This window comes from Tessaracoccus oleiagri (assembly GCF_900103275.1).
Classification (GTDB): Bacteria; Actinomycetota; Actinomycetes; order Propionibacteriales; family Propionibacteriaceae; genus Arachnia; species Arachnia oleiagri.
In genome coordinates this window covers 162789-181520 of sequence record NZ_FNGP01000002.1, presented here as the reverse complement: position 1 = coordinate 181520, position 18732 = coordinate 162789, and the positions used below count along the sequence as shown (strand labels likewise).

Genomic DNA, 18732 nt, shown 5'->3' with positions numbered 1-18732 from the left:
AACGGGGCTGATCGCGGTAGGCTGTCCTTCAACAATTTGATCGAAGGGAGCCCTCGTGACTTCGCCGGTAGACATGCTAGCCAACGCCCCGACGAGTTTCGGAGCCTACTTCCGCAAGCGCGTCCAGGACACGCCGAACGACACCGCGTACAGCGAGCCGGACCGCGCGCCCGAGGGGCCGAACACCTGGCGCACCTACAGCTGGCAGGAGACCCGGGAGGTCGTCGACGACCTCGCCGCCGGACTGCTGCGTCGCGGGCTGAAGCAGGAGGAGCGGGTGTCCATCTGCTCGTCCACCCGCGTCGAGTGGATCTTCCTCGACTTCGCGATCGCCTGCGCCGGCGGCGCCACCACCACCGTCTACCCGAACACCGGTGCCGACGAGGTGGACTACATCGTCTCGGACTCCGACTCGGTCGTCTTCATCGCCGAGGACAAGACCCAGGTCGACAAGGTCGTCGGCTACGAGGGGCTGCGCGAGCAGGTCCACACCATCGTGGTCATCGACCCGACCGGCGTCGCCCTGGACGACCGCGTCGTCAGCTACGAGCAGCTCCGCGAGATCGGCCGCGCCCACCTGGAGGAGCACCCGGAGGTCGTAGACGAGGCCATCGCCGCCACGACGCTCGACCACCTCTCCACGCTCATCTACACCTCCGGCACCACCGGCCGCCCCAAGGGCGTGCGACTCCCGCACCGCTGCTGGGTCTACGAGGCCGAGGCCATCAAGGCCCGCAACCTCCTCGGCCCCAACGAGGTCATGTACCTCTGGCTGCCGCTCAGCCACGTGTTCGGCAAGGCGCTCCTGGCGGCGCAGCTGTCGTACAACTACCACGCCGCCGTCGACGGCCGGATCGACCGCATCGTCGCGGGCCTGGGCGAGGTCAAGCCCACCGTGATGTGCGGCGCGCCACGAGTCTTCGAGAAGGTCCGGGCTGCGGTCCTCACGGGCAGCGGGCTCAAGGGCAAGATTTCCCACTGGGCGTTCGCCGTCGGCCGCGACGCGGCGGAGGCGCGCCGCAAGGGCGCCCTCACCGGGCCGCTGAAGCTCAAGCACGCCATCGCCGACAAGCTGGTGTTCGCCAAGCTGCGCGACAAGCTCGGCGGCAACATCAAGTTCATGATCTCCGGGTCGGCCAAGCTCAACCCGCAGGTCCAGGCGTGGTTCCACAACGCCGGCATCATCGTCGTCGAGGGCTACGGCTCCACCGAGTCCTCCGCCATCGCCACCGTCGACGAGCCGTCGAGCCCCACGTTCGGCACCGTCGGCCTGCCCGTGCCGGGGCTCGAGACGAAGATCGCCGAGGACGGCGAGCTGCTGCTGCGCGGCCCGTCGATCTTCGAGGGATACCACAAGCTGCTCGAGCGCACGGCGGAGGTCCTCACCGACGACGGCTGGTACCACACCGGCGACATCGCCGAGATCGACGCCGACGGCAAGGTGCGCATCACCGACCGCAAGAAGGACCTCTTCAAGACGTCGGGCGGCAAGTACGTCTCGCCGCAGAAGGTCGAGGCCGCCATCACCGCGAACATCCCCTACGTGTCGCAGGCGATCGCGGTGGGCGACGGCCAGAAGTACGTCTCGGCGCTGGTGGTCATGGACCCGGCCCTCCTCCAGAAGTGGGCCGAGAAGCGCAACCTCGGGCACCTGAGCTACGCCGAGCTGACGCAGCGCCCGGAGATCCACGACTCCGTCGAGCGGCAGATGGAACGGGTGAACGCCCGCCTCGAGCGCTGGGAGACGGTCAAGAAGTTCGCGATCCTCGACCACGAGCTCACGGTCGAGAGCGGCGGCACGACCGCCAACATGAAGATCCGCCGCTCGGTGGTGTCGCAGCAGTACCAGGACATCGTCGACGGGTTCTACCCGAAGGAAGACTGACTTGCCGCACGTCGAGGTGCCCCTGCGCTGGTCCGACATGGACGTGCAGGGGCACGTGAACAACGCCCGCATCGCCGACTACCTGCAGGAGGCGCGCGTCCAGCTCTTCGCCGAGTCGGGCCTGCTGGAGCACGGCGTCGTCGTCGTGCGCCAGCAGATGCAGTTCCGGCGCCCCATCGAGTACTCCGAGACGCCGGTCCAGGTGGAGATGGGCGTGACGCGGCTCGGCGGGGCGCAGGTGGAGATCGGGTACGTCCTGACGCAGTTCGACCAGGTGGTGGCCGAGGCGCGCACGCTGCTCGCCGCGTTCGACTTCGACGAGCAGCGCCCGGCCCGGCTGTCGCCCAGCATGCGCCGACACCTCGAACCGCACCTGGTGGACTGGGAACCTTTCACCCCGCTCACCGCGCCCCCGCTCGACGGGCGCGGCACGCGGACGCTGCACCCCACCCGCTGGACCGACCTCGACCGTTACGCGCACGTCAACAACGTCATGGCGTTCGAGTACCTCCAGCAGGCCCGCATCGAGGTGTCCCCGAAGTGGGACCCGACGCTCGCGCGCACCGGCACCGGTGAGAGCCTCCACCTCTGGCTCGTGGTGCGGCAGGACATCGACTACATCGCCCAGATCGAGCACTCGCTGCAGCCGCTGGTCGTGCACACCGCGCCGGTGGCGCTGGGGCGCACGTCGATCACGTCGGCGGCGGAGATCATGGCCCCGGACGGGGCGCTCCTCGCGCGTGGCCGGACGGTGGTGGTGTGCGCGGACCTGAAGGGGCGGCCCACCGAGCTCCCCAACCGGTCGCGGCTCGAGGGCTTCCTCGTCAAACCCTGACGTAGGCCTGCAGGAAGCCGAGCGTCCGCTCCCAGGCGGCCGCCGCCGCGGCCGGGTCGAACTTCTCCGCGTTCTGCTCGTTGGCGAAGCCGTGACGGGCGTCGTAGGTGTACACCTCCACCTCGGCGATCCCCAGGAGCCGGTCGCGGAACCGCTCCGCCGGGGCGCCGCGGTCGTCGACGTCGTCGTAGCCCTGCTGGAACAGCACCGGCACCCGCACCTCGAGGTCCTCGTGCAGCGGGCGGCCGTAGTGCGCGACGACGCCGGCCACGTCGTCGCTGGTGCCGGCATACTCCAGCGCGAGCGCGGACCCCATCGAGAAGCCCACGAGCCCGACGCTCGGGCTGCCCTCGGCGAGCCCGGCGCGGACGGTGTCGTCGATGATCCGGAGCGCGCCGGGGACGTCGCGGTAGCGGGCGCGCAGCAACTGCACGGCCTTCTGCGGATCGGTGGTGCGGCGGCCGCCGTGGAGTTCGGGGACCGCGACGTGGTAGCCCTCGGCCGCCACGCGCTCCGCGTACTCGTCCAGCCAGGGCAGTCGTCCCATGTAGTCGTGCAGCAGGACCACCAAAGGTGCGCCCGTGGTGCCGAACCAGCGGGTGGCGAGGTCGTCCGTCGTCTCGATGCTCATTCGTGCCTCCTCGTCCACCATTCAACCAGCCCGGGCTTTGGCACACTGGGCCCGTGACGATCTCGCCCGACGACCGCCCCGCCCGTTCCTCCGACGCCCCCCTCCAAGACGAGGGGCTTGCCTGCCTCGTGCTGGCGGCCGGCCTCGGGACGCGCATGCGGCCCTTCACCGACCACGTGCCCAAGCCGCTGCTCACCGTAGACAACGAACCGCTCCTGGCGAGGTCGCTGCGGCTCGCCCGCCGCTTCACGTACGCCGTGGCCGTGAACAGCCACCACCTGGCGGACCAGGTGGAGCGTTTCGTCGAGCCGTGGGGCGTTCGCGTCTCGCACGAGGAGCGGCTGCTGGGGACGGCCGGCGCGGTGGGCAACCTCGCTGCGTGGCTGGACGGGCGCGACGTCCTCATCCTGAACAGCGACACCTGGCTGGAGTACATCCCCGACGACTTCGTCGCGGGTTGGGACCGGCGGTCGGCGCGCCTGCTGGTGCGTGAGGTCGGCCGGCCGAGCGACTTCGGGACGCGCCGCTTCGTCGGCGCCAGCCTGCTCCCCGGTGGTGTCGCCGCCTCGCTGCCCGCCGAGCCGGCCGGCTTGTACGAGACGGTCTGGGCTCCCGCCGGGGAGCGGCTGCAGCTCGTCGAGACCGATGCCCGCGCCTTCGACTGCGGCACGCCCGACGAGTTCATCCGAGCCAACCTCGAGGTCAGCGGCGCGAAGGCCGTCGTGCACCCGACGGCGCGGCCGGGGGGCCCGGTCGTGGGGTCCGTGTTCCTCGAGGGGGCGACGAGTCCGCCCGGCGTCGCGTCGGTGGGAGAGATCCGCGACCGGTTCGGCAATGTCTACGTCGCCGACCCGGTCCAGGGGACTGTCGGTGCGGCCTGACAGGATGGGGCCATGGCGCGAATAGTGATCTTGACCGGTGCGGGCATCTCTGCGGAATCCGGGATCCGCACGTTCCGCGCGGCCGACGGGCTGTGGGAGGAGCATCGCGTCGAGGACGTCGCCACCCCCGAGGCGTTCGAACGCGATCCCGCGTTGGTGCACCGCTTCTACAACATGCGGCGTCGGCAGCTGCTCTCCGAGGGGGTGCAGCCCAACGACGCCCACCGGGCGCTGGCCCGGCTCGAGCGGGAGCTGCCCGGTCAGGTGCTGGTCGTGACGCAGAACATCGACGACCTCCACGAGCGCGGCGGCTCGTCCGACGTGATCCACATGCACGGCGAGCTGCTCACGTCGCGCTGCCTCGCCTGCGGGTTGGCGGTCGAGACGCGCGGCGACGTGGACGGCAGCACCGCGTGCCCGGTGTGCGGCGTGGCGGGACGGCTGCGGCCCAACGTGGTGTGGTTCGGCGAGGTGCCGCTGCAGATGGACCGCATCCAGGAGGAACTGGCCGGCTGCGAGCTGTTCGCCGCCATCGGCACGTCGGGCAACGTCTACCCGGCCGCGGGGTTCGTGCACTTCGCCGACTCGATGGGCGCCCGCACCGTCGAACTGAACCTCGAGCCGTCGCGCTCGCTCTTCTCGGAGGTCCGGGAGGGCCCCGCGACGAGGACCGTCCCCGAGTGGGTGGAGGAGCTGCTCAGCGGACGCTGACCTGCTGGAGCCGTGTGGCGCCGAGCTCCTGGGTGAGCGCGAGGTAGAGCTCCCCGCACGCGAGGGCGTCGCTCAGGGCGTTGTGCGCCCGGTACCGCGGCAGCCCGAACTGCGAGCGCAGCGCGTCGAGCCGGAGCCGCCCGGGGGGCACGTCCTCGTCGCCCGGCGCCAGGAGTTCGCGGCCCAGCAGGACGGTGTCGACGGCGACGAACAAGGGCCGCGCGCCGAACGCGCGCTCGCAGGCGCGGGCCAGGAAGCCGGTCTCGATGGCGGCATGGTGCGCCAGCAGCACCCTGCCCTCCAGCGCGCGCAGGGTCGCGGCCAGCGCGTCGGTGAGGGGCACGCCGGCCGCGACGACGTCGTCGGTGAGGCCGTGCACCGTGGCACTGTCGCCCACACCCTCGCCCGAGCCCGCCCGCACCACGATCTCCCGGGCCCCGCCGAGGCGGATCTCCCGCCCGTCGACGGGAACGAACCCGATGCTGAGGATGCGGTCGGATTCCGCGTCGAGGCCGGTCGTCTCGAGGTCGATGGCCAGCAGCGGCAGGTCGCCCAGGGGGGTGCGTGGCGAGGGCGCGGGGACCGCCAGGAAGTCGCGCACCGGTCCCTCGGGGGCCCGATCGAGCCCGTGGCGACGTCGGCGTTCGTGCGATCCGCGGAAGAGGGCCATGTCAGTTCATCAGGTGGGTCTGCCACTGGTACTGGATCGTCTGCTGGATCTGTCGCACCGCAGTGAAGGCGTAGCGCAGGTGACGGCGCTCGGCGGTGCTCAGCTGGTCGGGGGCGATGAAGTTGTTCGCGGGCTCGTTCCTCGCCATCAGCTCGGCCTGGTGGCGCAGACGGAGGAAGCTGATGAACTCGAACGCATCGCTCAGCTCCGCCGCCGTGTCGTCGTTGAGCCTTCCTGCCGCGCGCAGCGCCTCGATCCGTGTCAGCGTCGCGGGCTCGGTGACGCCCGCGGCGAGGGCGAGCACCCGTACCGATTCGATGATGGCGTGCAGGCCGCCCGCCTTGATGTCGAACTGGTCCTTGTGCGCACCCGAGTTCTCCAGGACGAAGCCGCGGAAGAACGTCAGCGGGGGTTCCCGTCGCACGGCCATGGCCGCGAGGTGCCCGAGGAAGCGCTGCGCGTGCTGGGCCCCGGAGACGACCCCGCCCACCAACTCGTCGAAGAGGGTGAAGTCACCGTGCACGGGGCGGGCGTCGAAGAAGATCTGCGCGTGGAGGACGGCCTTCGACTCGGGCTCGTTGACCCACTGGGCGAACTGCCTGCGCCACTCCCGCGAGCGCAGGTGCCAGTTGGTGGCCATCGCGCCGCCGGGGCAACGCTTGAGCCCGGCGAGTTCCAGGCCCGCCACCACGCGCTCGGCGGCCTCCTCGTACCAGCTCAGGTCGGTGGCCTCGTCGGCGATGACCATCGCGTGGTCCTGGTCCGACGCGAAGCCGAGCTCATGACGTGCTTGCGAACCCAGCGTGACCCAGCACCACGGGTGGGGTGCGGGGCCGCGGTCGATCTCCACCAACTGGATCAGCCGGCCGGTGATCGCGTCGGCGATGGCCGTGAGGACGTGGGAGACGTCGTCGGCGTTCGCGCCCTGGTCGAGCAGCTGCGCGGCGAGCCTCGGCGCCTGCCGGGCGACCTCCGCGATGCCCTCGGGGTCGTTCCTGCGGCCGATCTCGCCGATCAGGACCACGGGGTTGGAGCTCTCCAGTCGCATCAGGTCGCCGGCCGAGACCAGGCCGAGGGCCCTGCCGTCGCGCACGACCGGCAGGTGGTGGATCTTCTTCGAGGTCATCACCATGAGCAGCTCGAACGCCTTCATCTCCGGCGACACGCGGACCGGGTTGCGCGTCATCACCGAGGAGACGGGTTCGGTGTTCGGGACCCCCTGGAGGACGACCCTCGACCGCAGGTCGCGGTCGGTGAGGATCCCGACGAGCTGGTCGCCCTCGTTGATCAGCAGCGCAGAGACGCGCTCGCGCGTCATGATCTCGGCCGCCTCACGGATGCTGGTGGACGGCGGCGCGGCGATGGGCGCCCGCACGATCATGTCGCCCGCGTCGAGGCGCAGGATGGAGTCGTCGGACTTCTGGAGCTCGCGGGCCAACTGGCTGAGGCGCCCGCGCTGCCGCGGGGTGTAGAAGTCCCGCACAGGATCCGACTCGCGCATCAGTTGCTGGAAGCGGTGGCCGGGCAGGACGTAGGCGAGGGTGTCCTCGACGGCCGTGGCCCGGTATCGCGACGGGCTGCGGCTGAGCAGCGACGAGCTGCCGAAGGAGTCGCCGGGCTCGTCGCGGTCGACCAGGTCCTGGCCGCCCTCGGCGATGTCGACGGCGCCGGACCGGATGATGTAGAGCGAGTGGTTCGGGGCGCCCGACTCGATGACCACCGTGCCCCGTCGGAAGTAGCGGATGCTGAGCTCCTTCGCCAGCGCCCGTCGCTCCGCGCCGGTCAGCTCGCTGAACGGCGCGTGCTGTGCGAGGAAATCAACGACCTCGGCGACTTCGACATCCATGTGCACCATCGTCGCGCACCGCGACCCGTCGGGGGCAGGATACGGCCGGTTCGGCCGAGGCACCGGCACGCTGTGCGGCGGACTCGACGTACCGGGAGCACCTGCCGTCTGTGCGTCTGCGGTACCTGCCGCCTGCGCGGCGGACTCCTGTCAGCCCCGCTGGTACGTGACCTTGCCCCGCCACATGGTCAGCTGCACGGGGTCGGGCAGCTCGAGGCCGTGGTAGGGGTTGTTGCGACTGAGCGACGATGAGGCGGCGCGGTCGACGACCGCGCGGGAGGCCGGGTCGACGAGCACCAGGCTCGCGGGCTCGCCCACGGACAGCGGACGTCCCTGTGCGACGAGGCCGGCCAGCTTCGCCGGTGCGTGGCTCATCCGGTCGGCGACCCCCTCCCAGCCGAGTTCGTCGAGCAGCACCTCCATGACGACGGCGAGCGCCTGCTCCAGCCCGAGCATCCCGGGCCGGGCGTCGACGAACGCGTGGTCCTTGTCCTGCGGCGCGTGGGGGGCGTGGTCGGTGCCGACCATGTCGATGGTGCCGTCGGCGAGCGCCTCCCGCACGGCCGTGATGTGCTCGGACGTGCGCAGCGGGGGATTGACCTTGAACGTCGTGTCGTAGCCCTCCACCCTCTCGGTGCCGAGCAGCAGGTGGTGCGGCGTCACCTCCGCGGTCACCCGGATGCCGCGCGACTTCGCCCAGCGCACCACCTCCACGCCCTCGGCGGTGGAGATGTGGCAGACGTGCAGCCGCGACCCGGTGGCCTCGGCGAGCATCACGTCGCGGGCGATGATCGCCGCCTCGGCGACGGGCGGCCACGGGTCGAGGCCCAGCCGGCCGGAGATCTCCGACTCGTGGCAGCAGGCGCTCGCCCCGGCGAGGTTGGTGTCCTGGGAGTGCTGCGCGATCACGCCGCCGAACGGCTTGACCCACTCGAGCGCGCGACGCATCAGCTGGGCGTCCATCAGGCACGCGCCGTCGTCGGAGAACATGTTGACCTTCGCGCGCGACCGGTGCATCAGGGCCAGTTCGGCCAGCTCGGCACCGGCCAGCCCCTTCGTGATCGCACCGATGGGCGCGACCTCCACCAGCCCGGCGGACACGCCCAGGTCGAAGACGTGCTCCGCCTTCTCCGCGGTGTCGGTGACGGGCCGCGTGTTCGCCATGGCGCACACGGCGGTGTAGCCGCCGCGGGCGGCGGCCGCCGACCCGGACGCCACCGTCTCCGCGTCCTCCCGCCCCGGCTCGCGGAGGTGGGTGTGCGGGTCGACCAGGCCCGGGAGGACCACCAGGCCCTCGGCGTCGATGCGTTCCGCGCCCGCGGGCGCCTCGTCGACGAGCACCCCGTCGCGGACGAACAGGTCGGTGCGGGTGCCGTCGGGCAACGCGGCCCCGCTGATCACGTGGTTCATGACTCTCCTGCCAAGAGGTGGTACAGCACGCTCATCCGCACGGCGACACCGGCCGACACCTGGTTGAGCACGATCGAGCGCGCATCGTCCGCCGCCGACGAGGAGATCTCCAGTCCGCGGTTCATCGGCCCGGGGTGGGCGATCTTCGCGTCCGGCTTGAGCCTCGCCAGCCGCGACGGGGTGAGCCCGTAGAGGGCGATGTACTCGCGCTCGCTGGGGAAGAAGCCGCCTTGCATCCGCTCGCGCTGGACCCGGAGCATCATGCACACGTCCACGTCGGGGAGGACGGCGTCGAAGTCGTGCGAGATCTCGGCGGCCCAGTGCTCCACGCCGGGCGGCATCAGCGTCGGCGGCGCGACGAGCACCACCTTCGCGCCCAGCTTCTCCAGCAGCAGCACGTTCGACCGGACCACGCGGGAGTGGAGGAGATCGCCGGTGATCGACACCAGCTTCCCCTCCAGGTCGGTGCCCATGGAGTAGGCGTCGAGCAGCGCCTGCGTCGGGTGCTCGTGGGTGCCGTCGCCGGCGTTGATCATCGAGGCGCGCACCCACCCCCTCGCCTGGTGCACGGAGCCCGACCCGGCGTGCCGCATGACGATCGCGTCGATCCCCATGGCGTCGAGCGTGAGGAGCGTGTCCCGCAGCGACTCGCCCTTGCTGACGCTCGAGCCCTTCGCGGAGATGTTGATCGAGTCCGCGGAGAGCCACTTGGCGGCGAGTTCGAAGGACGAGCGGGTCCTCGTCGAGTCCTCGAAGAAGAGGTTGATGATGGTGCGGCCGCGCAGGGCCGGCAGCTTCTTGACCTCACGGTTCTGCACGTCGTGCATCTCCGTGGCCAGCTCGAGGATCGACAACGCGTCGTCCCGCGTCAGGTCGTTGATGCTGGTCAGGTGCTTCACCGGTGCTCCGATTCGATCAGGACCGCGTCCTCGCCGTCGAGCTCCTCGAGGTGCACGACGATCCGTTCGTTCTTGGCCGTCGGAATCCTACGCCCGACGATGTCCGCCTGGATCGGGAGTTCACGGTGGCCACGATCGATGAGCGACATCAGCTCGATGCGCCTGGGTCGGCCGACGTCGGCCAGCGCGAGCAGCGCGGCCTGCACCGTCCGGCCCGAGTAGAGCACGTCGTCGACGAGGACCACGACCCGGTCGTCGATGGGCGGCAGCTTGGAGCGCTGCGCACGGCGTGTGGGCTGGGACCGGAGGTCGTCGCGGTACATGGTGATGTCGAGCTCACCGACCTCCACCCCCAGTTGGTGTCCGATGCGGTGGGCGAGGGGCACGCCGCGCGTGATGATGCCCAGCAGCAGGAAGTTCCGGCCCCGGTTCAGCTCCACGAGCTCGTGCGTCATACGGGTCAGTGCGAGACTGACCTCCTCATCGTTCATCAGGTAGGCTGCTCGCATGATCCTCCTCGAGACCTTGCCTGGCTGGCCGGAAGCCCCGCAGATGTCGGAGCTGGCTTACCTCTTGCTGTTGGTTGTGGGGCCCCTAGCGGCCTTCGCTCTCATCACGGTGCTGGTGCTCGCTCGGGGTTGGTCCCGCCGCGACGACTAGGCTCTTCTGCTGCGCGCGCAGCGCCCTCCTCGCGTCGTCCAGACGCTCGGTGACGATGCGGCGCACCTGCTGGCTGGGCTCATTGTCCCGCACCCAGCCATCGATCCGGTCCACCAGTTCGGGGGTGACCTGCGGCGAGGGGAACAACCAGCGCACGGCCGCGGAGATGGCGGCGTAGCCACGCTCGGCCCACGAGCCCTCCTTGCGGCTGATCTCGCCGAGGAGATCCAGGTAGCGGCGCGTGAAGTGGAAGTCCTGGCCGTACTGCCAGAACCCGGCGCAGACCTTGCGGTGCGTCTCGTTCGGCACGTCCGGGTCGGCGGTGGCGAGGTGCCAGGCGCGTTCCTTCTCCTCGAGCACCGGTAGCGCGGCGCGCGCCCCGGCGGCCTGCTCGGCACCGGCGGACGTGTTGTCGTGCTCCGTGCGCTCCGCCTCGATCTCGTCGGCGCTGATGGCGCCCAGCCGAGCCAGCGTGCCGACGATGGCCCAGCGCATGGCCGTGTCGATGGCCAGGCCCGCGGGGACCTCCTCGTCGTGCAGCCAGCCCTTGATCAACTCGACGGCGGTGGGCGACTGGCTCACCGCGATGAGCGCCTTGGCGAGCATGACCTGCTTGTCGGAGCCGGGCTCCGCCTCCTTGAGGAGGCGCGCGAGGCCGGCGACGAAGGACTTGTTGACCGAGTCCCGCAGCTCGGGGGCCGTGTAGGCGGTGGACGCGGCGCCCGCCTGGTTCAGCAGCGCGGACACGGCCGCCATGTCGTGCTCGGTGGGCAGCCCGGCGAGCACCAGCTCGATGTAGTCCTGCGGCGCGAGTTCGCCGTCGCGGGTCATGTCCCACAGGGCGGTCCAGGTGACGGCGCGCGCCAAGGGGTCGGCCAGCGGCGTGCGCAGGGCGGCGAGGGACTCGTCGTCCAGCCGGACCTTCGCGAAGGTGAGGTCGCCGTCGTTGACGAGGACGATGTCGTGGCGCTTCTTGCCGACGAGCGCCTCGATCGGCGTCCGCTCCCCGGTGACGTCGGCCTCGACGTAGTGCTTGCGCTCCCCGTCGCGGTAGACCCCGATCCCGACCCGGTGGGTGCGGAGGGTGGGCCAGTCGGGATGGGCCGACTGCTCGAGGTCGAAGCGGGTGAAGCGGCCGTCGGCGTCGAGGGCGAAGTCGGCGCGCAGCGTGTTGACGCCGGCCGTCTCCAGCCACTCGGAGGCGAACCACGACAGGTCCTTCCCGGAGGCCTCCTGCAGCTCGTGCAGCAGATCCGCCAGCACCGTGTTCCCGTAGGCGTGCTTCTTGAAGTAGTCGCTCACCCCGGCGAGGAACGCGTCCTGGCCGACGAACGACACCAGCAGCTTCAGCACCGAGGCGCCCTTGGCGTAGGTGATGCCGTCGAAGTTCTGCTCGACCTTCTCCAGGTCGGAGGAGTCGGAGGCGATCGGGTGGGTGGTGGGGTACTGGTCCTGCGTGTAGGCCCACGCCTTCCGCTCGTTGCTGAACGACGCCCACGGGTTGGCGTCCCCGCCGTGGCGACGCTGGATCTCGTCGGCGGCGTAGTGGGAGGCCCACTCGGCGAAGGACTCGTTGAGCCACAGGTCGTCCCACCACTGCATGGTGACGAGGTCGCCGAACCACATGTGGGCGAGCTCGTGCAGGATGGTGTTGTCGCGGGCCTCGAGCTCGCGGGCGGTCACGCGGGAGCGGAAGAGGTACTCGTCACGGAAGGTGACGCAGCCGGCGTTCTCCATGGCCCCGAAGTTGTACTCGGGGACGAAGACCTGGTCGTAGGTGCCGAAGGCGTAGGGCACGTCGAACGCGACCTCGAACACCTCGAAGCCGCGCTGGGTGGTCTCGAGGATCCGCTCGTGGTCGAGGTACTGGGCCAGCGACTGCCGGCAGGCGACGGAGGCCGCCAGCTCGCCCGAGGCGGACTGGATCGTCGAGCGCACGACGTGGTACTCCCCGGCCACGAGTGCGGTCAGGTACGTCGACAGCACCGGGGTGGGCTCGTGCACCCAGCGCCCGAACCCGTCGCCCAGGTCCTGCGGCTCCACGGCCGCGGCGTTGGAGAAGACGAGCCAGTGCGACGGGGCATCCACCGTCAGCTGGAAGGTGGCCTTCTGGTCCGGCTGCTCGAACGTCGCGTACATCCGGCGGGCGTCGGCGGTCTCGAACTGGGTGTAGAGGTAGACGCGGTCGTCGGCGGGGTCCACGAAGCGGTGGAGGCCCTCGCCGGAGCGGGAGTAGCGGCATACGGCCGTGATCTCGACGACGTGCTCACCCGCCTCCACGTCCAACGGCAGGCGGTACCCGTCGAAGCCGCTGACGTCCATCGGCTCGCCGTCGAGCGTGGCGTTGCGGACCTCGTCGCCGATGAGGTCGATGTGGGTCCGGCCGGCGCGGGATTCGAAGCGGAGCGTCGTGGTGGAGACGAACTGGCGCTCGGCTTCCGGGACGTCGCGGCCCGTCAGATCCACATGAACGTCATATGAACGGGCGGTGACGATTTCGGAACGCTGACGCGCCTCGTCCCTTGTGATGTTCGCTGTCGGCATGGGGCTGAGCCTAGTGCACGCGCGGTTGCCGTCGTGGAATAGTTGGCCCCATGCGTGTTCACATAGCTACCGACCATGCGGCGTTCGAGCTCAAGAACTACCTCGTGCAGCGGCTGGAAGAGGCCGGCCACGAGGTGGTCGACCACGGCGCCCATGAGTACGTGGCCACCGACGACTACCCCGGCTACGTCATCCCGTGCGCCGAGGCCGTGGTGGCGGAGGGGACGCTGGGCATCGTGCTCGGCGGCTCGGGCAACGGCGAGCAGATCGCCGCCAACAAGGTGCGGGGCGTGCGCGCGGCGCTCGCCTACAACCCCGAGATCGCGAAGCTCTCCCGGCAGCACAACGACGCGAACATCCTCTCCCTCGGTGGCCGCATGCAGTCGCTCGAGGAGGCATGGGCGATGGTGGAGACCTTCCTCGACACCCCGTTCAGCGGCGACGAGCGCCACCAGCGCCGCATCGACCAGATCGCCCAGTACGAGGCCTGAGCCGGTCCTGGCTCCGCTGGTAGGTTCCTGACCATGCCAGAGGGTCACGTCATCCACCGTCTCGCCCGTGCGCTCGGCGACACCTTCATGGGCGAGGAACTCGCCATCTCCTCGCCACAGGGCAGGTTCGCCGTCGAGGCGGCCCACCTCGACGGGTCCGAACTCATCGCGACCGAGGCCATCGGCAAGCACCTGTTCCTGCGGTTCGACGTGCCCGGCCCGGACTACGTCCACATCCATCTGGGGCTCATCGGCAAGCTGCAGCTCGCCCCGTCCGCGCCGCCCCGCGGGGCCGTCCGCCTCCGCGTCGACGACGGCCGGACCGCCGCCGACCTGCGCGGCCCGCAGTGGTGCCGCCTCGTCGGGGCCGACGTGCGCGAGGAGGTCTTCGCGTCCTCCGGCCCGGACCCGATCCGCACCGACATGGACCCCGCCGTCGGCTACGACCGGCTCCGGCGCTCGGGCAAGCCCATCGCCGCGCTCCTGATGGACCAGCGGATCGCCGCCGGGGTCGGCAACATCTATCGCGCCGAGGTCCTCTACCGTCACCGGCTGGACCCCGACGTGCCCGGCCGGGAGATCACGCCCAGGACGTGGCGCACCATCTACGCCGACCTCGCGGCGCTCATGGCCGACGGGGTGCGGCAGGGCCGGATCGACACCGTCCTCGACGAGCACACCCCGGAGGCGCAGGGCCGTCCCGCACGCGACGACCCGCACGGCGGCGAGGTGTACGTCTACCGGCGCCAGGGGCAGCCCTGCCTCGTCTGCGGCACCGAGATCCGCTCCAGGCTGCTCGAGGGCAGGAACCTCTACTGGTGCCCGCGCTGCCAACGGCGCAAGCACGCCGCCTGAGCCGCGCCCGCATGCGAGACTGGGCGCGTGAGCAACGCCGCCACCGTCCGCAGCCAGCGCCCATCCGAGATCACCGTGCGTGAACGCCTGACGTTCGCGGCCGGGGACGTCTTCGCCGGGGGAGCATCGTCGCTCATCGCGGTCCTCTACCTCATCTTCCTCACGGACATCATCGGGCTCGCGCCCGGGCTGGCCGGCACCGCGGTGCTCGTCGCGAAACTGTGGGACGCGGTCAACGACCCGCTGATGGGGGCCATCTCCGACCGCGTCCGCACGCGGTGGGGAAGGCGTCGCCCGTTCATCCTCGCCGGGGCGGTGGCGCTCTTGCCGGTGATGGCGCTGCTCTGGCTGCCCGTCGCACCCTTCGACTCCCAGATCGGCAAGATGCTGTGGGCGATGGCGAGCTACATCGTCTACAACACCGTCCAGACCGTGATGGCGGTCCCGTACGCGTCGATGTCGACGGAGATCACCACCGACTACGACCAGCGCAACAAGGTCAACACCACCCGGCTGCTCTTCTCGACGGTCTCCTCCGCCACCGTCACGCTGCTCGCCGCCCGGCTGTTCGACCTCTACCGGGCGGACGCGATCGAGCTGGGCGAGTTCTACGGCGGCATCGTGCTCGGCTTCGGCTCGGTGTTCACGCTGTGCATGCTGGGCGTCGCGCTGTTCTGCCGGGAGCGCACGCCCCAGCCGGCCGGGCACGAGCCGTTCCGGCCGCGGGCGTTCATCGCACCGCTGCGCACCCGACCCTTCCGGCGGCTCCTCGGGATGTACCTGTGCCACTCGCTGGCCATGGACATCGTCTCCGCGACGGTGCTCTACTACGCCCTCTACGTCGTGCCCGGCGCGAACTCGCAGGTCTTCCTCGGCATCTTCATCGCGATCAACGTGATCGCGTTCCCGATCGTCACCTGGCTGGTGGGCTTCACGTCGAAGCACAAGGTGTACGCGACGCTGATCCCGCTCGCGCTGCTGGGCGCGGCTGGAGTGGCGCTGTTCCCCTCCGACGGGCCCGTGCCGCTGGTCTACGTGCTGGCGTTCGTGCTCGCGGCGGGCATGGCCGGCGCCCAGCTGATGAGCTGGGTGATGTTCCCCGACGTGCTGGACGCTGCCGAGCTGGAGACCGGCCGGCGCAATGCCGGCTCGTACTCGGGCCTCATGACCTTCAGCCGCGGCATCGCCGCGGCGATCGTCCTGCAGATCTTGGGCCTCGTGCTGCAGGTGAGCGGCTACGTCGCCCCCGTCGGCAGCGAGGTGCCGACGCAACCGGCGGGTGCGGTCTGGGGCCTCCGCCTGTTCATGCTCGTCGGCATCATCGCGCTGCTGAGTGCGGGCTGGCTCATCGCCAGGCGCTACCCGCTGACCCGCGCCGTCTGCCTCCAGCAGCAGGCCGAGCTCGCCCGTCGCCGGGCCGACGGGTTGGTCGCTCCATGAGGCACCCCGCACCCGCCCTCGACGGCCCCCTCGTCGGTGGGCCGCCCGGGCTCGCCGACCTCGACCGCCTCCTCGCGGGTGAATCCGTCGACGAGCGCGCGGTGGAGCGGCTCTGCGACTTCGTCGACGCCCGGCTGGACTGCGCCGACTTCCGCGTCCTGACGCTGTTGCGCGTCGCGCACGCCGACAACCCGCACGTCAGCGGCGGGCTCCGAGAGCGCATCCGCTCGACCCTGCTCGGCTTCCGCTACTGGATGGACGAGGCGGGGTCCGACTCGATGTGCTTCTGGTCCGAGAACCACCAGGTGGTGTTCGCGACGGCCGAGTACCTCGCCGGACAGCGCTACCCCGACGACGTGTTCACCAACCCGGGGCCCGGGGGCCGGCGGTTGACGGGGCGCGACCGGATGGCCCGGGCGGGAGCACGCCTGGCCGACTGGTACGCCGACCGCCTCCGTTTCGGGTACACCGAGTGGCTCTCGCCCACCTACTACGAGGAGGACGCGGCGGCGCTCGCCCTCATGGTGGACCTGTGCCGGGATCCCGCCCTGACCGAGGCGGCGCGGACCACGCTCGACCTGCTGCTGCTCGACGTCGCCCTGCACCGCTTCGACGGCGTCCTCGCGGCCTCGGCCGGGCGGGCGTACGAGCAACAGAAGCTGTGGCCGGAGTCGGCCGAGATCACTCCCATCGCCGACCACGCCTTCGGGCGCGCAGGGTCGCGCCCACTCGAACGCCTGGCAGGGCTGTTCCTGACCAGCTCCTACGAGACCCCCGCCGCCATCGTCGCCGTGGCGAACTCCAGGCCCTCCGCCGCGGGGGAGACGGTGCGGCAGAGCTTCGGCCTCGACGTCGGCGAGGTAGCCCAGCGGCTGGGGAGCGCCACGTCGGAGCGGCCGGGGCTCTTCTTCTGGCTGATGGAGGCGTTCACCACGCCGGAGTCCATCCGCGTCACGATGGACCTCCTGCGCCGCTGGCGCCTGCGGGACAACCGGTTCCTCGCCCCGCTCGGATCCTTCTCCCGCGTGCCGGCGCCGCTGCTACCCGCACTGGTCAGGCTCCTGAACCCCGCGACGCAGGGAGTCGCGATCCAGCGCGCCGACGTCACCACCTGGCGCACCCCGCACGTGCAGCTGTCGAGCGCCCAGCGCCACCAGCCGGGCGGCTTCGGCGACCAGCAGCACCTGTGGCAGGCGACGCTGCCGGGCCCGGTGCCGGTCTTCGCGACGCACCCCGGCGTACCGATGTTCGACGACGCCGCCCGCAACGTCTCCCCGTCGCGTTGGGTGGGCAACGGCATCAACCCGTACCTGGGCCAGGACGGCCGTGTCCTGCTCGCGCTGTGGGACCTGCGGGTGCGTGGCGGTTTCCTCGAGCGCCGGCGGCAGCGCCACACGCACCTGTACTGGCCCACGACGCGGTTCGACGAGTCCCGGCGCGGCCGTCACGCAGGGGGAGGGGACTGGCTCGCGGCCCGCTGCGGCGACGGGTACGTCGGCGTGATCTCCACCGTGTCGTTGGTCGAGGGCTCCTCCCCGGACGAACTGGTCGCGCCCGGCTCGGTGACCGGCTGGACGGTGAAGGTGGGTGACGCACACCTGGACGGCGACTTCGACCGCTTCTGCGCCGACCTCGCGGCGACGGTCGTGGCGCTCGACCGCGGGCGGCGCGGCCACCTCGTCGTGGGCCGCCACCGGCTCGACCGGTCAGGGCTCCGTGCGGACAGCGTGCCCGTGCCCGCCCATCATCCGCGTCTCGACTCCCCCTGGGGGGCGGCGCCGCGCTTCCCCGACCGCATCGAGGTCACCTGCGGCGGACACACCTGGGAGGCGTCGCCGCGCGGCACTGACGCCGCGACGCGGGCAAGCGCCGAGCGGGGGAGCGACGTCGCCGAACGTGCGCTCCGCACGGCGGTGGAACTGTGCGACTCCCTCGTCGCCCGCCAGAGGGAGGTGGCTCCCTGGATGTGGGGGCCGGCGCTCTTCGGCTACGCGCTGGGCCGCCTCGACGAGCAACTGGGGGAGCCGAGGTACCGCGAACACCTGCTCCGGTACGCGCGGCACCACCTGGCGCACCCGCCACGCATCGACTACTCGGACCATGTCGCGCCTGCACTCGTGACGTTCGCGCTGCAGCAGCGGGGGTACGACGAGTTCGCCCCACTCACCGAGCGGGCCGTCGACTACATCCGCACCGCGCCGAGGGTGGTCGACGACGCCGTCAACCACCTGGGACGCTCGGCCTGGAACCGGCTCTACCCGCGGTCGGTGTGGGTGGACTCGCTGATGATGTTCAGCGTGTTCCCCGCGCTCCACGGGGCCGCGACGGGGGACCGCCGCCTCGTCGACACCGCCGCACGGCAGCCCGCACAGTACGCACGGAGGATGCTCGACCCGGGCACCGACCTCTGGCACCACTCCTACTGGGCGCGGGCCGGGCGCCCCCATCCGCGGTCCTTCTGGGCGCGGGGCAACGGCTGGGTCGTCGCGGCCCTCCCGATGATCCTCGACGCGCTGCCCCCGGACCATCCCGAGCGCGGGCCGATCGTCGACCTGCTGCGCCGCACGAGCGCCGCGCTGCGCGACCGGCAGCGGCCCGACGGCACCTGGCCCACCGTCCTCGGGCCGCGCCCGGGCGGTTACCGGGAGCTGTCCGCCACCGCGCTGATCAGCGCAGGCTGGTCGCACGCCGTCCGCGCCGGTCACCTGCCGGAGGAGTACCGCGGGCCCGCGCTCCGCGCGCTCGACGCGGTCACCCGGGCCGTGGAGCGGCGCGACGGTGCGGTCCACCTGCCGGAGATCTCCGGTCCCACCATCCCACTGCCCGTGTTCGGGCGGCTCGGGTACCTCCTCGTCCCCACCGGGCGCGACCATCCCTGGGGCGTGGCCGCCTACGTCCTGGCCGCCCTCGAGGCACAGGACGGCCCGGCCTGACGATCCGCCTCCTGAGCCGCGCGCTTTCCAGCCACTACGCT

The 18732-nt window shown here is 71.1% G+C and carries 15 protein-coding genes; 8 read left to right on the top strand and 7 right to left on the bottom strand.

The genetic code is table 11. The features are described 5' to 3' along the window. The first annotated feature begins 55 nt into the window (after positions 1-55). Together BLR46_RS05840 and BLR46_RS05835 are read left to right on the top strand one after the other, a co-directional pair. Positions 56-1885 carry an AMP-dependent synthetase/ligase gene (locus BLR46_RS05840; RefSeq protein ID WP_245701544.1) on the top strand — a complete coding sequence of 610 codons (1830 nt, stop codon included), beginning with the start codon at positions 56-58 and terminating at the stop codon, positions 1883-1885. Position 1886: 1 nt separating this feature from the next. Beyond that, on the top strand, positions 1887-2720 hold the full coding sequence (locus BLR46_RS05835) for an acyl-CoA thioesterase (protein WP_093249885.1): 834 nt from the start codon (positions 1887-1889) through the stop codon (positions 2718-2720). Here the strand turns inward: BLR46_RS05835 and BLR46_RS05830 are convergent. Next, the gene (locus BLR46_RS05830) at positions 2710-3351 is read right to left on the bottom strand and encodes a dienelactone hydrolase family protein (RefSeq protein WP_176761681.1); all 642 of its coding nucleotides are present in this window, start codon (positions 3349-3351) and stop codon (positions 2710-2712) included. The two genes, BLR46_RS05835 and BLR46_RS05830, sit on opposite strands and share 11 nt — an antisense overlap. A gap of 53 nt (positions 3352-3404) precedes the next feature. On the opposite strand from BLR46_RS05830, the gene BLR46_RS05825 reads away from it, so the two are divergent. Further along, positions 3405-4232, top strand: coding sequence for a nucleotidyltransferase family protein (locus BLR46_RS05825; RefSeq protein WP_093249880.1), 828 nt, complete (start codon positions 3405-3407; stop codon positions 4230-4232). Positions 4233-4244: 12 nt separating this feature from the next. Next, positions 4245-4943, top strand: coding sequence for a Sir2 family NAD+-dependent deacetylase (gene cobB, locus BLR46_RS05820; protein WP_093249878.1), 699 nt, complete (start codon positions 4245-4247; stop codon positions 4941-4943). Here cobB and BLR46_RS05815 read toward each other — a convergent pair. The 6 genes from BLR46_RS05815 to pepN form a co-directional block, all read right to left on the bottom strand. Further along, a complete protein-coding gene (locus BLR46_RS05815) occupies positions 4930-5613 on the bottom strand; it encodes an exonuclease domain-containing protein (protein ID WP_093249875.1) in 684 nt (227 codons plus the stop codon). The genes cobB and BLR46_RS05815 overlap by 14 nt on opposite strands. Position 5614: 1 nt before the next feature. Next, the gene (locus BLR46_RS05810; protein ID WP_176761680.1) at positions 5615-7459 is read right to left on the bottom strand and encodes a putative nucleotidyltransferase substrate binding domain-containing protein; all 1845 of its coding nucleotides are present in this window, start codon (positions 7457-7459) and stop codon (positions 5615-5617) included. Positions 7460-7609: 150 nt separating this feature from the next. Then, positions 7610-8869, bottom strand: a complete 1260-nt coding sequence (locus BLR46_RS05805; protein WP_093249870.1) for a dihydroorotase — start codon at positions 8867-8869, stop codon at positions 7610-7612. Next, positions 8866-9768 (bottom strand): aspartate carbamoyltransferase catalytic subunit, encoded by a 903-nt coding sequence (locus BLR46_RS05800; protein WP_093249869.1) that lies wholly within the window; start codon positions 9766-9768, stop codon positions 8866-8868. Before BLR46_RS05800 ends, BLR46_RS05805 begins: the two co-directional genes overlap by 4 nt. Next, positions 9765-10277 carry a bifunctional pyr operon transcriptional regulator/uracil phosphoribosyltransferase PyrR gene (pyrR, locus tag BLR46_RS05795; protein WP_093249867.1) on the bottom strand — a complete coding sequence of 171 codons (513 nt, stop codon included), beginning with the start codon at positions 10275-10277 and terminating at the stop codon, positions 9765-9767. The genes BLR46_RS05800 and pyrR overlap by 4 nt, the downstream gene beginning before the upstream one ends. An 85-nt stretch (positions 10278-10362) precedes the next feature. Then, entirely contained in the window at positions 10363-12972 is a 2610-nt protein-coding gene (gene pepN, locus BLR46_RS05790) for an aminopeptidase N (RefSeq protein ID WP_093249866.1), read from the bottom strand. Positions 12973-13022: 50 nt separating this feature from the next. Here pepN and BLR46_RS05785 point away from each other — a divergent pair, with 50 nt between their 5' ends. The 4 genes from BLR46_RS05785 to BLR46_RS05770 are packed head-to-tail and all read left to right on the top strand — an operon-like array spanning position 13023 to position 18691. Then, positions 13023-13463 carry a ribose-5-phosphate isomerase gene (locus tag BLR46_RS05785; protein ID WP_093249863.1) on the top strand — a complete coding sequence of 147 codons (441 nt, stop codon included), beginning with the start codon at positions 13023-13025 and terminating at the stop codon, positions 13461-13463. Positions 13464-13496: 33 nt separating this feature from the next. Further along, the gene (locus tag BLR46_RS05780; protein WP_093249861.1) at positions 13497-14318 is read left to right on the top strand and encodes an Fpg/Nei family DNA glycosylase; all 822 of its coding nucleotides are present in this window, start codon (positions 13497-13499) and stop codon (positions 14316-14318) included. 27 nt (positions 14319-14345) lie between these two features. Further along, entirely contained in the window at positions 14346-15758 is a 1413-nt protein-coding gene (locus tag BLR46_RS05775) for an MFS transporter (protein WP_093249859.1), read from the top strand. Then, positions 15755-18691 carry a glycoside hydrolase family 88 protein gene (locus BLR46_RS05770; RefSeq protein ID WP_093249856.1) on the top strand — a complete coding sequence of 979 codons (2937 nt, stop codon included), beginning with the start codon at positions 15755-15757 and terminating at the stop codon, positions 18689-18691. Before BLR46_RS05775 ends, BLR46_RS05770 begins: the two co-directional genes overlap by 4 nt. The last annotated feature ends 41 nt before the right edge of the window (positions 18692-18732 follow it).

Bases quoted from the DNA above. Each gene is read 5' to 3' on its own strand.
- BLR46_RS05810 (WP_176761680.1), bottom strand. From the start codon at position 7,459: ATGGATGTCGAAGTCGCCGAGGTCGTTGATTTCCTCGCACAGCACGCG.
- pyrR (WP_093249867.1), bottom strand. From the start codon at position 10,277: ATGCGAGCAGCCTACCTGATGAACGATGAGGAGGTCAGTCTCGCACTG.
- BLR46_RS05805 (WP_093249870.1), bottom strand. From the start codon at position 8,869: ATGAACCACGTGATCAGCGGGGCCGCGTTGCCCGACGGCACCCGCACC.
- cobB (WP_093249878.1), top strand. From the start codon at position 4,245: ATGGCGCGAATAGTGATCTTGACCGGTGCGGGCATCTCTGCGGAATCC.
- BLR46_RS05770 (WP_093249856.1), top strand. From the start codon at position 15,755: ATGAGGCACCCCGCACCCGCCCTCGACGGCCCCCTCGTCGGTGGGCCG.
- BLR46_RS05830 (WP_176761681.1), bottom strand. From the start codon at position 3,351: ATGAGCATCGAGACGACGGACGACCTCGCCACCCGCTGGTTCGGCACC.
- BLR46_RS05780 (WP_093249861.1), top strand. From the start codon at position 13,497: ATGCCAGAGGGTCACGTCATCCACCGTCTCGCCCGTGCGCTCGGCGAC.
- BLR46_RS05815 (WP_093249875.1), bottom strand. From the start codon at position 5,613: ATGGCCCTCTTCCGCGGATCGCACGAACGCCGACGTCGCCACGGGCTC.
- BLR46_RS05785 (WP_093249863.1), top strand. From the start codon at position 13,023: ATGCGTGTTCACATAGCTACCGACCATGCGGCGTTCGAGCTCAAGAAC.
- pepN (WP_093249866.1), bottom strand. From the start codon at position 12,972: ATGCCGACAGCGAACATCACAAGGGACGAGGCGCGTCAGCGTTCCGAA.